Source organism: Nocardioides sp. (genome assembly GCF_041913365.1).
Taxonomy (GTDB): Bacteria; Actinomycetota; Actinomycetes; order Propionibacteriales; family Nocardioidaceae; genus Nocardioides.
In genome coordinates this window covers 548,468-562,099 of record NZ_JAYSFM010000001.1, presented here as the reverse complement: position 1 = coordinate 562,099, position 13,632 = coordinate 548,468, and the positions used below count along the sequence as shown (strand labels likewise).

The following is a 13,632-nucleotide window of genomic DNA, read 5'->3' as shown; positions in this document are numbered from 1 at the left end:
CGCGCGCACGACCGCACGGCATGAGCGGACGTCTGACTCCGAGGACGTCATGGTCAGCGCTCGCCCCAGCGACCACCTCCCATGACGTCGTGAGAATTGCCGGTTCGAACCGCGAAAACTCATGACCTCTGCCCAGCTGCCCGCGTGACGACCGCGCTCACCTGCGCACGTGCGCGCTGGCGATGCGGACCGACGGACATCCGAACATCGGCATGAGCGGATGAGGGCATGCCTTCCAGGACGCGCCGCGGGGCCGACGTCCTGACCTCCGCACAGCAGCTCGACGCCGTGGCCAAGCCATCGACCACGGCGTCGAGCTCTACTCCCGTGCCTCAGTACTCGAACTGACCCACCAGCGTGCGCATCTCCGCTGCCATCCGGGCCAGCTCGTCGGCAGCCTGGCTGGTGCTGCTCGAGGCCGCCTGGGTGTCCGAGGCGCTGCGGGCCACGCCCGTCACGTTCTGGGCGATGTCGGCCGACCCGGTCGCGGCCTCCGCGACGTTGCGGCTCATCTCGTTCGTGGTCGCCGTCTGCTCCTCCACCGCGGACGCGATGGTGGCCTGGGTGTCGTTGATCTGACCGATGATCTCCGCGATCTCGCCGATCGCCGCGACCGCGGCCTCGGTGTCGACCTGGATCGCCTCGATCCGGCGAGCGATGTCCCCGGTCGCCTTGCCGGTCTCCTGGGCGAGCTCCTTGACCTCGTTGGCGACGACGGCGAAGCCCTTGCCGGCCTCGCCGGCACGGGCGGCCTCGATGGTCGCGTTGAGGGCGAGCAGGTTGGTCTGCTCGGCAATCGAGTTGATCACCTTGATCACGTTGCCGACCTCGGCCGAGGAGTCGCCCAGCTTGGCCACCGTCGCGTTCGTCGACTCGGCGACCACCACGGCCTGCGCCGCGACCGACGCCGCGCTGCTCGCGTTCGCCGCGATCTCGCGGATCGAGGCCGACATCTCCTCGGTGCCCGTCGCCACGGTCTGCACGTTGCGGGAGACCTGCTCGGCCGCGGCCGACACCAGGCCCGCCTGCGACGAGGACTCCGATGCCGAGCCGCTCATCTGGCCCGACACCGCCGACAGCTCCTCGGACGCCGTGGCCAGCGACTGCGCGTTCTGGTCCATCTGACCCATCGTCTGCGACAGCCGTTCCAGGGCGGCGTTCAGCGCGAGTCCCATCCGGCCGACCTCGTCAGCGGACTCCACCTCCAGCCGACGGTCGAGGCGACCGGCCGCGACCTCCTCGAGCACGCCCACGGTGCGCTCGAGCGGTCGCGCCACCAGGCGTCCGATCCCCACGGCCAGGGCGATGCCCAGGGCGGCCGCGAGCAGCACGAGGCCGAGGATCAGCACGCGTGCGGAGGCGTAGGCGTCCTTCGACTGCGCGATGAGGTCCTCCGCGATCGACTTCTCGACGTCGATGACGTCGTCCAGGTCGGCGGCGAGCTCGTCGCGCAGCGGGTCGAGCTCGTCGTGCTTGACGTCGGCCGCCCGTGCGAGGTCGCCCTCGTCCAGGAGCGTGAGCACCTTGTCGTCGCGCACCGTGCGGAACTGCGAGAGGGTGTCCTCGAACTCGGCGATCACCGCCTCGCGCCCGGTCGTGTCGGTGGCGAGGTAGGTGTCCCACTTGCCGTTGACGTCCGAGGCGAGCGCGTCGAGCTCGCCCTCGAGCTCGTCCGTCATGCCCTCTGCCATCGCCTCCTCGAGCACCGCCGAGACCAGCGCCTCGTCCGTGCGTACGTCGGCGAGCAGGAGCGAGGCCACGAAGCTGTCGTCGTACAACCGCTCGATCCGCTCCTCTGTGGCGCCGAGCTGGCGCAGGCCGATCGTGCCCACGATCGCCATCATGGCGACGAGCACCACGTAGCCGGCCAGCAGCTTGCGTCCGGTCCGCAGGTCGCGGAAGCGGCCGAGCAGTCCGCGGCGCCTCTCGGGGCGGGCAACGGCGGGAGCGACGGCGAGAGCGTCGTCAGGGCGCTCGAGCCGGGGCCCGGGCGGTGCGGTCAGCGTGGTCATGCGTCCTCCGGTGTCACAACAGGTGCAGGTGTCTCCCGTGCATTCGGCCGGCGGACGGGCCTGGGTGAGGGGTCGCGCGCAGAACAGGTACAAGGTCCCGTACGCGGCGCGCCAGGGTGGCTATCCCGGATGACGCGTCCGGGTCATCTTGGCCGCCGCGCGGGTGTTCTTCGTCACCCGAGGAGTCCCAGGCCGGACGCGTGGTGGCGTACGGCGTCGGAGTCGGCGGCGAGGACGAACGGGACGGTCGAGTCCCAGACGTCCGACACCTTCTCCACCCGCCCGTCGCCGGGATCGAGCCGCACCTCCCGGATGTAGACGGCGAGGACCCGGTCGGGGTGCTCGCGCACGATGTCGGCGTAGATCTGCGGGTCGTGCTCGCCGGAGTCGCCGATGAGGACGAACGGCAGGTCGGGATGCAGCTCGAGGACCTCCCGGATGCGGTCGTGCTTCTGCTCGCGGCCGGCTGAGGTGCCGAGCAGGTCGCGGAGCAGCACCGGACCGAGCGGGAAGCCGCGGTGGCGGAGGAAGGCGAGCAGGAAGGAGTGGAGGTTCCACGGGCTCGACGAGACGTAGAAGACCGGGTTCACGTCGGCGGCCAGGTCCCGGTAGAGCTCCACCGCACCGGGGAAAGGCGTCCGGGTGAGCGACGAGCCGGCGAAGGTCTGCACGACCATGCGCAGCACCCTCTGCACTCCGGTCTCCAGGATCGTGTCGTCGATGTCGGACAGGACGCCGAACCGGGCGGAGGAGGCGGGCACGCGCACCTCGACCTGCGCGTCCGCAGCGGTCACGCCGCGGTAGTCGCCGGCCAGCGAGACGGTCCCGATGGTCCACGGGCTCGTGAGCGCCGCCGCCGGGACCCGGACGAGGAAGTAGCCCTCGTCGTCGGTGACCGCGTCGACCGACTCGGCGCCCACAGTCACCCGGAGCGGGACACCCGGCAGCTCGTTGGTGAGGAAGTTGGTGAAGGTACGCCGCACGGCCGCGCCGACGCCCTCACCCTCGACCGCCTCGGTGGCGAGCGGGTTGTCCAGCACCCGACCTCGTACGACGACGCCCGCGGGGCCACCGTGGCCGATGTAGGGCTCGATCCGGAAGTGCGCCGGCGTCCGGGCCTCCGCGCGGCGGAGCCGGGCCCGGTCCCATGCGGACTCGAGTGCGACGACCCACCGGTGGAGGTTCACGGCGTCACCAGCGGGCGTGGACCTGCTCGCGGATCTGCCGGTCGTAGAGGTCGCGCACGCCCTCGAGGAAGGCCGCAGGCAGCTCGCCGACGGAGCCGGCCGCCGCGTTCGCGGACGCCTGCGCGGGGTTCCGCGCGCCCGGGATGACCGTCGTGACCCCCGGCTGCTGGACGACCCACGCGAGCGCGGCCTGCGCCGGCGTCACGTCGGGCAACGCCGACGACACCAGCGCCGAGAACTCCTGCGCCGCCGACACGCCCGTCGCGTAGTCGACGCCCGAGAAGGTCTCGCCGACGTCGAAGGCGCTGCCGTCGCGGTTGTAGGTGCGGTGGTCGTCCTCGGCGAAGGTGGTGTCGAGGTCGTACTTCCCCGACAGCAGCCCCGACGCCAGCGGCACCCGCGCGATGATCCCGACCCCGGCGTCGACGGCCGCCGGGAGGACCGCGTCGAGCGGCTTCATCCGGAAGGCGTTGAGGATGATCTGGATGCTCGCGACGTGCGGCCGCGCGATCGCGCTCAGCGCCTGGTCGGCCGTCTCGACGCTGACGCCGTACGCCGCGATGACGCCCTCGTCGACGAGCGCGTCGAGCACGTCGTAGGTCGCGCCGTCGTCGATGACCTCGCTGGGCGGGCAGTGCAGCTGCACGAGGTCGATCGTGTCGACCCCGAGGTTGCGCCGCGAGCGGTCGAGCCACGCTCGGAAGTTGGACTCGACGTAGTTGGACGGCACCTGGTCGAGCCGGCGCCCCATCTTGGTCGCGACGGTGAAGCCGGCGTCCGGGTGGTCGGCCACGAAGGCCCCCACGATCTGCTCGCTGCGTCCGTCGCCGTAGACGTCCGCGGTGTCGTAGAACGTCACGCCCGCCTCGGCCGACGCCTCCAGGACCGCGCGGGCGTCCGCCTCGCTGACCTCGCCCCAGTCGGCGCCGAGCTGCCAGGTGCCGAGGCCGACGACCGAGACCTCGCGGCCGGTCCTTCCGAGAGTGCGGTGCTCCATGCCCCGCAGTCTCACAGGGCCGCGGCCTCCGCCGCCAGCCGCCGTACGCGGTCCCAGTCCTTGTCGGCGAGCGCGTCCGCCGGGGTCAGCCACGACCCGCCGACGCAGCCGACGTTCGGCAGTGCGAGGTACGACGGCGCGGTCGCCGCGGTGATGCCGCCCGTCGGGCAGAACCGGGCCGTCGGGACCGGCGAGGCGATCGACTTCAGGTACGCCGCACCACCCGAGGCCTCGGCGGGGAAGAACTTCATCTCCGTCACGCCGGCCTCGAGGACCGCCATCACCTCCGACACGGTGGCAGTGCCGGGCAGGAACGGGACGCCCGAGGCGCCCATCGCGCGGAGCAGGTCGGGGGTCGCACCGGGCGAGACGAGGAACTCGGCGCCGGCGGAGACGGCCTGATCGACGTGGCGCGGCGTGAGGACGGTGCCGGCGCCGACGGTGATCTCGGGGACCTCGGAGGCGATCGCCGCCAGCGCCTCCAGCGCCACCGGTGTGCGGAGCGTCAGCTCGATGACCGGCAGGCCGCCGGCCACGAGGGCGCGGGCGAGCGGCACGGCGTGCGCGACGTCGTCGAGGACGACGACCGGGACGACCGGCGCGAGCGAGAGGACGGACTCAGACGTGCTGGGCAACTGGGGCCTCCTCCGAGGGGGCGGGCAGGGGACGGATGACGCTGGCGCCCGTCTCGGCGGTGCCGACGATGGCGCGGAAGCCGGAGAACAGCTCGCGCCCGGTGCCGGCCCACTCGACGTCGTGCGGGGCGCGACCGGTCGCCTCACGGCGGTCCAGGTCGGTGTCGGAGAGGGCGACCTCCAGGAGCCCGGCATCGGCGTCGACCGTCAGCAGGTCGCCGTCACGCACGCGGGCGATCGGCCCGCCGAGCGCGGCCTCCGGGGTGACATGGATGGCCGCGGCGACCTTGCCCGACGCGCCGGACATGCGGCCGTCGGTGACGATCGCGACGCGCTGGCCGCGGTCCTGCAGCACGCCGAGGGCGGGCATCAGCTTGTGGAGCTCGGGCATCCCGTTGGCCGCCGGACCCTGGTAGCGGACGACGGCGACGAGGTCGCGGCCGTCGAGGCGGCCCTCGGCGAAGGCGGCGAGGAAGTCGGCCTGGTCGTCGAAGACCAGCGCGGGCGCGGTGACGACGCGGTGCTCCGGCTTCACGGCCGAGGTCTTCACCACGGCCCGGCCGAGCCGACCCGACAGCATCCGCAGCCCGCCGTCGGGCGCGAACGGGTCGTCGGCGCCGCGGAGGACGGCCATGTCGAGGGAGGCCTTGGGACCCTCCTCCCACGTGACGCGGTCGCCGTCGAGCCGGGCCTCAGTCGTGTGGCGCCACAGGCCGCGGCCGGAGACGGTGAGCACGTCGTCGTGGAGGTAGCCGTGCTTCAGCAGCGTGTGCACGAGGAACGGCGTACCACCGGCGGCGACGAAGTGGTTGATGTCGGCCGAGCCGTTGGGGTAGATCCGGGTCAGCAGCGGCACCGCCGCGGACAGGTCCGACAGGTCGTCCCACGTCAGCGTGATGCCGGCGGCCGCGGCGATCGCGACGAGGTGCATCGTGTGGTTGGTCGAGCCGCCGGTGGCCAGCAGCGCGACGCAGGCGTTGACGATCGCCTTCTCGTCGACGAGGTGGCCGACCGGCGTGGGCTCGCCGCCGGCTGCGGTGATGGCGACGGCCCGCTCCCCCGCGGCGCGCGTCAGGGCCTCACGCAGCGGGGTGCCCGGGTTGGCGAACGTCGCGTCCGGCAGGTGCAGCCCCATCACCTCCATCAGCATCTGGTTGCTGTTGGCGGTCCCGTAGAAGGTGCAGGTGCCGGCCGAGTGGTACGACGCCGCCTCGGCCTCGAGCAGCTCCTCGCGACCGACCTTGCCCTCGGCGTAGAGCTGGCGCACGCGCGCCTTCTCACCGTTGGGCAGGCCGGACGGCATCGGGCCGGCTGGCACGAAGACGGTCGGCAGGTGGCCGAACGACAGCGCGCCGATGAGCAGGCCGGGCACGATCTTGTCGCAGACGCCGAGCATCATCGCCGCGTCGAACATGTCGTGCGAGAGCGCCACCGCGGTCGACATCGCGATCAGGTCGCGGCTGAACAGCGACAGCTCCATGCCCGCACGACCCTGGGTGATGCCGTCGCACATCGCCGGCACGCCGCCGGCGAACTGGGCCAGGCCGCCGGACCGGACGATCGCCTTCTTCAGCGCCTCCGGCACGTCACGGAAGGGCTGGTGGGCCGAGAGCATGTCGTTGTACGACGACACGATCGCCACGTTGGGCTTGCGGCCGGACTTCAGCCCGTCCTTCACCGGGCCCTCCGCGGCCGCGAAGCCGTGGGCGAGGTTCGCGCAGGCCAGGCGACCCCGGGCGGGGCCGGTGCTCGTCGCGGCGGCGACGCGCTCGAGGTACGCCGTCCGCGTCGCTGAGCTGCGGCGGGTGATGCGATCGGTCACCTCGGCGACAACCGGGTCGATGGTGGTCATGCGGTCTCCTGCCAGGATCGGCCGTCGCGCTCGATGAGCGTCGTGGCGGCTGCGGGTCCGTCGGTGCCGGCGGGGTAGCGCCGGGGTCGGTGGGTCGGGCGCGACCAGTGGTCGAGGATCGGCGCCACCCAGGTCCAGGCGGCCTCCACCTCGTCGCGCCGCATGAAGAGGGTCGTGTTGCCGCGGACGACATCCATGAGCAGCCGCTCGTAGGCGTCGGGCGAGCGAGTGCCGAAGGCTCCCTCGTAGCTGAGGTCCAGCGAGACCGGGCGCAGCCGGATGCCGCCCGGGCCGGGCTCCTTGGCCGTCATGTGGAGCTGCATGCCCTCGTCGGGCTGCACCCGGATGTGCAGCCGGTTCGGCTCGGTCGGGCCCTCGCTGTGGGGGAACATCGCGTGCGGCGGCTCCTTGAAGACCACGACGATCTCCGAGACCCGCTCGGGCATCCGCTTGCCGGTCCGCAGGTAGAAGGGGACGCCGGCCCAGCGCCAGTTCTGCACCTCGGTGCGCAGCGCGACGAACGTCTCGGTGTCGGACGGACCGTCCACTTCGTCGACGTACGCCCGGGCGGGGCTGCCGTCGCAGAGCCCGACGCCGTACTGCCCGGCGACGACGTCGCGGTCGACGAGCTCGGGCGTCATCGGGCGCAGCGCCTGCAGCACCTTGAGCTTCTCGTCGCGGACCGTCTCCCGGTCGACGTACGTCGGCGGCTCCATGGCCACCAGGCACAGCAGCTGGAGCAGGTGGTTCTGCACCATGTCGCGCAGCGCACCGGACCGGTCGTAGTACGCGCCGCGCTCCCCGACGCCGATGGTCTCGGCGGCGGTGATCTGGACGTGGTCGACCCAGCGGCTGTTCCACAGCGGCTCGAGGAAGGTGTTGGCGAAGCGCGTGACCAGCAGGTTCTGCACGCTCTCCTTGCCGAGGTAGTGGTCGATGCGGAAGATGCTCGACTCGTCGAAGACCCGGCCGACCGCCTCGTTGATGGCGCGGGCGCTGGCCAGGTCGCTGCCGACCGGCTTCTCGAGGACCACGCGCGAGCGCTCGGTGACCAGGCCGACCTCGTCGAGGTGCTGGCAGATCGCGCCGAAGAGCGCCGGCGCGACGGCCAGGTAGAACACCCGGATGACGTCCTCGCCCGGCGCCCCCTCCTTCAGCCGGGCGTGCAGCAGGTGCCAGTCGCCGATCTCCTCGATGTCGAGGGTGACGTGGTGCAGCCGCCCGAGCAGGCGCCCCACCACGTCCTCGTCGAGGTCCTGCGGCCGGACGTGCTGGGTGAGGGCGTCGCGGACCATCACCCGGTAGGCCTCGTCGTCGGCCTCCGCGCGGGACACCCCGATGACCCGGAAGCCCTCGGGCAGCTGCCCGTCGCGGTCGCGGAGGTAGAGGGCCGGCAGGAGCTTGCGGAGCGCGAGGTCGCCGGTGCCGCCGAAGACGGTGAAGTCGCAGGGCTCCACGACCGAGGGAAGGACCATGGGGCAGCACGCTACGGACGGTTAGGTCGCTGCGCAACGTAACTTCAGTTTTTCTTGTACTTATCTCGCGGGATGACACAATCGCCGCACCATGACCCTCGCACCCGTCCCGTCCCCCGGCGCGGGCGACGTCCTCGCCCTCATCCGCTCGGGCCGCGCCACGACGCGTGGCGAGCTGGGCCGGGTGACCGGCCTGTCCCGTACGGCGGTCAGCGCCCGGCTCGCGACCCTCGAGCAGGCGGGGCTCGTGGTGGAGGGCGAGCTGGAGTCGGCCACCGGCGGGCGCCCCGCCGGCACGCTCGTCCTCAACGCCGGAGCCGGGCTCGTGCTCGCCATCGCGCTCGGCCGCAGCCGCTCCCAGGTGGCCGTGCACGACCTCGACGGCACCGAGCTCGCGTCCGTCAGCCACGAGCAGGAGGTCGGCGCCGGTCCCGAGGTGGTGATGCCCGTCGTGGTCCGCCACCTGGCCGAGATGCTGGCCTCCCTGGGCCGCACCGCCGACGACGTGCGCGGCGTCGGCATGTCCCTCGCCGGCGTGGTCGACGCGGGTCAGGTGATGAGCGTGGACTCGCCCGCGCTCGCCGGCTGGGACGGCGTACCCCTCGAGCCGTTCGTACGCCAGGTGACCGCCGCCCCGGTCTTCCTCGACACCGACTGCAACGTCATGGCGCTGTCACAGCTGCGGGTCGCGCCGACGACGCTGGCCGAGCGCGACGACGCCCTCGTCCTCAAGGCGTCGACGGGCATCGGACTCGGGCTGGTGGCCGACGGCCGGATCGTGCGCGGGCACCGCGGCGCCGCCGGCCAGCTCGGCCACGTCAAGGTCGCCGCCGCAGCCGGGCTCCCGTGCCGGTGCGGCGACGTCGGGTGCCTGGAGGCTGTCGCCGGTGGGTGGGCGCTGGCGGACTCGCACGTCCGCGACCTCGTCGCCCAGGCCGTCCAGGGCAACGGCCGGGCCCGGGCAGTCGTGCGCGAGTCGGGCCGCCACATCGGCGAGGCCCTCGCCGCGATCGTGATCGTCACCAACCCCCGCGTGGTCGCCGTCGGTGGCGACATGGCGGGCGCCTTCGACGTCTTCTCAGCGGGCCTGCGCGAGGGACTCTTCGCGTCGACCACCGCGCTCGCCGGGCGCGACCTGCAGGTCGTGCCGGTCGCCCACGGCGAGCGCGCCGGCCTGGTCGGCTGCGCCCAGCTCGCGCTGGACGCGGTGCTCTCTCCGGCGGCGGTCGACGCGGCGCTGGCCGACCTCAGGTCCTAGCGGCGGCCCTTGGCCTTCCGGACCTGCTTCTTCAGCTTCCGGACCTTCGACGTGGCCTTGACCAGGTCGGCCCTCGCCCCGGTGAGGACCTGGCTCGCCGCGTCGATCGCGCCCTGCGCGGACTGCTGGGCAGGCGTCGCCGCGGCCAGGGCGGCGGTGGCCTGCGCGAGCGCCGCGGCGAGCGACTTCTCGTTGGCGACGAGGGACGGCAGGTTCGCCCGGGCCGCCTTGAGGTCCTTGTCGAGCTGCTCGGCCTCGTCGTAGAGCGGCTGGATGTGCTGGTCGAAGTACGCCGTCATCGCGGCGTTCGCGGCGGCGACGATCGCGGACTGGTCGGCGAGCGGCTGGGCGTAGGCGTCGATCTGGCGCTGCAGGTCGGCGAACACCGCGGCCCAGCGGTTGATGTCGGCCTGCACCTCGGCGAGCCGGGCGTTGAGCTGGTTCAGGTGGCCCTCGATGTCGAGCCGCTGATTCTTGGCCTGGTTGTACTCGGCCTGGGCCCGGTCGAGCAGGGCCTCCGCCTCGTCGAGGCCCGGGACCCGGCGCCACGTCCCGTTGCGCAGCCCCTCCCAGTACCCGAGGTTCTTGCGGGTGTCGTCCCACTGCGCCTTCCGCCGCGCGAAGTCCTCGCGGCAGGCCTCCTTGTAGGCGAACGCGTTCTGCTCGTTGGCCCACGCCGCGTTGAAGGCGTTCTGGACCTGCGGGATGTCGTTCGTCATCAGCTGCGACGCGTAGGCCGCTGCCTCGTTCTGGTTGGTCGCGGCCGTGCTCTGCTGGGCGCGCAACGCCTGGACGGCGTTCTGCATCTCGGTGCGCTTGGCCTGCGCGGCGTCGCGCGCCTCACGGAGGGGCTGGTAGCCCGCCTGGGCGGCCGTCATCCGCGTGTTGAGGTCGGCCCAGAGGGCGTTCTCGTTGCTGACGAGGGCCTGGGCCTTGTCGAGCGCCGCCTTCGCCGGGGTGTGCCTGGCGCGGGCCTCGTCGAGGGCGACGGTCGCGGCCTGGAAGGCGAAGACGGCAGGCGTGCCCGCCTCCTTGGCGGACTGCAGCTTCTTCGTCGCGGCCGTGACCGCGGCGTCGGCCTTCTTCTTGGCCGCGACGGCCTTGCGCAGCCTGGCCTTCAGGACCTTCAGCGAGGCCGCTGCCGGCTTGGCGTTGCTCGGCTGGCTCTGGCTGGTCTCCACCGCCTGGGCCGCGGGCGCGACGACGGACAGGGACAGTGCGGCAACGGCGACCGACGCTGCGATGCGGGACTTCGACAAGGTCTCTCCTGGGCGGTGTGGGCGACGCAGTGGGTGCGTCGGATCACGCCATACCCCGGGAGGGTGTGAGGGAAACCTGGCTCGTCGTCCGCCCGTAGGTCTCGAGGAGGCGCAGCCACACCTCGCTGAGAGTGGGGAAGGCGGGCACGACGTGCCAGAGCCGGCTGATCGGGATCTCCGAGACGACGGCGAGGGTCGCAGCGTGGACCAGCTCGGCGACGTCCTGCCCGACGAAGGTGGCGCCGAGGACGACGTCCCGGTCCACGTCGACGACCAGGCGCGCGTGGCCGTCGTAGCCGTCGGCGTGCAGGGCCGCGCCGGCCACGGCACCCAGGTCGTGGTCCACCACCCGGATGCGGTGCCCGGCGGCCTCGGCCGCCGCCGCCGTCAGCCCGACCGAGGCGACCTCCGGGTCGGTGAAGACCACCTGCGGGACGGCGCGATGGTCGGCGGTCGCGGCGTGCCACCCCCAGGGCTCGTCGTCGACGAGGCCACCCGAGGCGCGTACGACGATCGCGTCCCCGGCAGCGCGCGCCTGGTACTTGCCCTGGTGGGTGACGAGGGCCCGCGCGTTGACGTCCCCGACGGCGTAGAGCCAGCCGTCGTCGAGCACGGCCCCGCTCGCGTCGAGCACCCGCAGCGTCTCGTCGACCCTCAACCAGCCGCCGTCCTCGAGCCCGACGGAGCGCAGCCCGAGGTCGCGCGTGTTGGGGGTCCGGCCGACCGCGACGAGCACCTCGTCGGCCACCACCTCGCCGAGGTCGCCGTCGGTGGTGAGGACGACCTGGCCGTCCTCCCGGCGGGCCGCGACGACCTCGTCACCGAGGTGGACCCGGACGCCCGCGGCCTCCAGCGACGCCGTGACCCGCTCTCCGGCGAAGGGCTCGGCCGCCGGGAGCACACCGTCACGGGCCAGCAGGGTGACCGCCGACCCGAGGTTCGAGAACACCTGGGCCATCTCCGTCGCGACCACGCCTCCGCCGATGATGGCGAGGGTGTCGGGGACCGTCGTGACGGACGCAGCCTCTCGGCTCGTCCACGGTGCCGCGTCGGCAAGTCCCCGGATCGGTGGCACCAGCGCGGACGTCCCGGTCGCGACGACCACCGCGTGCCGCGCGGTCAGCAGGGTTGCGCGCGTGCCGTCGTCCGACACGACCTCGACCCGGCGGGCGCCGTCGAGTCGCGCCCGTCCACGGACGAGCTCGATTCCGGCACCTCGGAGCCACTCGACCTGCCCCGCGTCCTTCCACTCGGAGGCGAAGGCATCACGTCGCGCCAGCACGGCGGCGACGTCGAGGCTCCGGGTGATCGCATCGCGTGCGCCCGCGACCTGTCGGGCGGCCCGGAGTGCCGATCCGCTGCGGAGCAGTGCCTTGGTCGGCATGCACGCCCAGTACGAGCACTCCCCGCCGACGAGCTCCTGCTCGACGATCGCCACGGTCAGGCCACCCTGCACGGCCCGGTCGGCGACGTTCTCGCCCGCCGGGCCGGCGCCGATCACGACGACGTCGACGGTGCGCTCCACCAGGTCAGGCACGCGGACCACCCTCGACGGAGGCAGCCGACCGGCGACCCAGGCGAAGGGCGGCGACGAGGAAGAAGATCCCCCCGAGCGTGGCGTAGCCGGCGATGCCGGTCGCGGAGGTGGCGTCCTGGGCGGTGGCCGCGAAGGACGCGCCGGCGAGCACGGAGATCGCGCCGCTGGCCATCATGGGGCCCTGGCCCCGGAGCTCGGCGCGGCGCGCGATCCCGACGGCGAGCTGGGTCGCACCGGAGGCGATGGCCCAGACACCCCAGACCACGAGGATGTCCGCGACGTCGTCCTTGCCGACGGCGAGGAGCGCGACGGCCGCGGCGAGGCTGAACGCGACGTTGAGGTGGAGCACACGGGTCGGACGGCCGGTCGCCGACGCCTCGCGAGCGTCGACGAGCAGCGCCACGACGTCGACGAGGGGGTAGGCGACGGCGAGCGCGAACCCCACGGCCCCCAGCGGCGACGCGCTGGCGGCGAAGGCTGCGGCCCAGACGAGTACAAAGGCGAAGCGGGCGAGGTACAGGCGCCTGAGGCGCGACGCACTGGTCTGCGGCGCGACGGCATGGGCGGTGGTCATGAAGAGCTCCTTTGGAACGAGACAGAACGATCGGTCTCATCTTGCACGGATTGGCTCCCAGATGCAACCGAACGTTCTGTCTTATCGCTCGCGGGTGCGAACGATCGGTCTCCCCGTACACTCAAGGCATGGCTGACGACGGCACCGAGCGTGTGTCCGAGGCGCGCACCCGCCTGCTGGCGACGGCGAGCCGGATCTTCTACCTCAAGGGCATCCACGCCGTCGGCGTCGAGGAGATCGTCGACGAGGCGCAGGTGACCCGCGCGACGCTGTACCGCCACTTCCGCAGCAAGGACGGGCTGATCGTGGCCTACCTGCAGGCCGCCAGCCAGGCCGAGCGAGAGTCCCTGACCGCGCTGCTCGAGGAGGCGCCCTCAGGCGTCGACGCGATCCGCCAGGTCGCGGCAGCGGTCGAGGCGCAGATCCAGAACCCCAGCTTCCGCGGCTGCGCGTTCCTCAACGCCGCGGCCGAGTACCCCGACGAGGAGCACCCCGCCCACCCGGCGGTCCTCGAGCACCGGCGATGGTTCATGGAGCTCGTGACCTCGGCGATGCAGGCCGCGTCGGCGACGGACCCCGAGCGCTCGGCCGAGCTGTTCGTGATGCTGCGCGACGGCGCGATGGCGGCCGGGTGCCTGGCCGACCCGGACGACGTGATCCGGATCTTCCGCAGTGGCGTGGACGGGCTCGTCGCCACCTTGTGACGTGGAAGACGCCCCGGGGTCTCGGGTCCCCGGGGCGTCGGAGCCGCCTGTCGGAATCGAACCGACGACCTAATCATTACGAGTGATTCGCTCTACCGACTGAGCTAAGGCGGCGTGGTCCTCGAGCGTGCTCGACGGACCG

The 13,632-nt window shown here is 72.6% G+C and carries 11 protein-coding genes and 1 tRNA gene; 2 read left to right on the top strand and 10 right to left on the bottom strand.

Annotation, left to right across the window (positions count from 1 at the left end):
* Window positions 1-332 precede the first annotated feature (332 nt).
* From ACE3QY_RS02815 to zwf, 6 genes are all read right to left on the bottom strand, one after another.
* Entirely contained in the window at window positions 333-2,012 is a 1,680-nt protein-coding gene (locus ACE3QY_RS02815; protein WP_374454480.1) for a methyl-accepting chemotaxis protein, read from the bottom strand.
* 173 nt (window positions 2,013-2,185) lie between these two features.
* Window positions 2,186-3,199 carry an App1 family protein gene (locus ACE3QY_RS02810; protein WP_374454479.1) on the bottom strand — a complete coding sequence of 338 codons (1,014 nt, stop codon included), beginning with the start codon at window positions 3,197-3,199 and terminating at the stop codon, window positions 2,186-2,188.
* A gap of 4 nt (window positions 3,200-3,203) precedes the next feature.
* Window positions 3,204-4,196, bottom strand: coding sequence for an aldo/keto reductase (locus tag ACE3QY_RS02805; RefSeq protein ID WP_374454478.1), 993 nt, complete (start codon window positions 4,194-4,196; stop codon window positions 3,204-3,206).
* Between the two features lie 11 nt (window positions 4,197-4,207).
* Window positions 4,208-4,831 carry a bifunctional 4-hydroxy-2-oxoglutarate aldolase/2-dehydro-3-deoxy-phosphogluconate aldolase gene (gene eda, locus ACE3QY_RS02800; protein ID WP_374454477.1) on the bottom strand — a complete coding sequence of 208 codons (624 nt, stop codon included), beginning with the start codon at window positions 4,829-4,831 and terminating at the stop codon, window positions 4,208-4,210.
* Entirely contained in the window at window positions 4,815-6,674 is a 1,860-nt protein-coding gene (gene edd / locus ACE3QY_RS02795; RefSeq protein WP_374454917.1) for a phosphogluconate dehydratase, read from the bottom strand. Before edd ends, eda begins: the two co-directional genes overlap by 17 nt.
* Window positions 6,675-6,679: 5 nt before the next feature.
* A complete protein-coding gene (gene zwf / locus ACE3QY_RS02790; protein WP_374454476.1) occupies window positions 6,680-8,158 on the bottom strand; it encodes a glucose-6-phosphate dehydrogenase in 1,479 nt (492 codons plus the stop codon).
* Between the two features lie 91 nt (window positions 8,159-8,249).
* Between zwf and ACE3QY_RS02785 the strand changes: the two genes are divergently transcribed.
* Window positions 8,250-9,416, top strand: a complete 1,167-nt coding sequence (locus tag ACE3QY_RS02785; RefSeq protein ID WP_374454475.1) for an ROK family protein — start codon at window positions 8,250-8,252, stop codon at window positions 9,414-9,416.
* On the opposite strand, the gene ACE3QY_RS02780 is transcribed toward ACE3QY_RS02785, so the two are convergent.
* From ACE3QY_RS02780 to ACE3QY_RS02770, 3 genes are read right to left on the bottom strand one after another with little or no spacing between them, the layout of a single operon-like run.
* On the bottom strand, window positions 9,413-10,675 hold the full coding sequence (locus ACE3QY_RS02780) for a hypothetical protein (RefSeq protein ID WP_374454474.1): 1,263 nt from the start codon (window positions 10,673-10,675) through the stop codon (window positions 9,413-9,415). The genes ACE3QY_RS02785 and ACE3QY_RS02780 overlap by 4 nt on opposite strands.
* Before the next feature lie 43 nt (window positions 10,676-10,718).
* A complete protein-coding gene (locus ACE3QY_RS02775) occupies window positions 10,719-12,212 on the bottom strand; it encodes an NAD(P)/FAD-dependent oxidoreductase (RefSeq protein ID WP_374454473.1) in 1,494 nt (497 codons plus the stop codon).
* Complete coding sequence (locus tag ACE3QY_RS02770; protein ID WP_374454472.1) at window positions 12,205-12,786, bottom strand: hypothetical protein; 582 nt, start codon at window positions 12,784-12,786, stop codon at window positions 12,205-12,207. Before ACE3QY_RS02770 ends, ACE3QY_RS02775 begins: the two co-directional genes overlap by 8 nt.
* Before the next feature lie 128 nt (window positions 12,787-12,914).
* Here ACE3QY_RS02770 and ACE3QY_RS02765 point away from each other — a divergent pair, with 128 nt between their 5' ends.
* Window positions 12,915-13,490 (top strand): TetR/AcrR family transcriptional regulator, encoded by a 576-nt coding sequence (locus ACE3QY_RS02765; protein WP_374454471.1) that lies wholly within the window; start codon window positions 12,915-12,917, stop codon window positions 13,488-13,490.
* Between the two features lie 41 nt (window positions 13,491-13,531).
* On the opposite strand, the gene ACE3QY_RS02760 is transcribed toward ACE3QY_RS02765, so the two are convergent.
* A tRNA-Thr gene (locus ACE3QY_RS02760) sits at window positions 13,532-13,604 on the bottom strand.
* Window positions 13,605-13,632 lie beyond the last annotated feature (28 nt).

Bases quoted from the DNA above. Each gene is read 5' to 3' on its own strand.
- ACE3QY_RS02805 (WP_374454478.1), bottom strand. From the start codon at position 4,196: ATGGAGCACCGCACTCTCGGAAGGACCGGCCGCGAGGTCTCGGTCGTC.
- ACE3QY_RS02815 (WP_374454480.1), bottom strand. From the start codon at position 2,012: ATGACCACGCTGACCGCACCGCCCGGGCCCCGGCTCGAGCGCCCTGAC.
- zwf (WP_374454476.1), bottom strand. From the start codon at position 8,158: ATGGTCCTTCCCTCGGTCGTGGAGCCCTGCGACTTCACCGTCTTCGGC.
- ACE3QY_RS02765 (WP_374454471.1), top strand. From the start codon at position 12,915: ATGGCTGACGACGGCACCGAGCGTGTGTCCGAGGCGCGCACCCGCCTG.
- ACE3QY_RS02770 (WP_374454472.1), bottom strand. From the start codon at position 12,786: ATGACCACCGCCCATGCCGTCGCGCCGCAGACCAGTGCGTCGCGCCTC.
- ACE3QY_RS02785 (WP_374454475.1), top strand. From the start codon at position 8,250: ATGACCCTCGCACCCGTCCCGTCCCCCGGCGCGGGCGACGTCCTCGCC.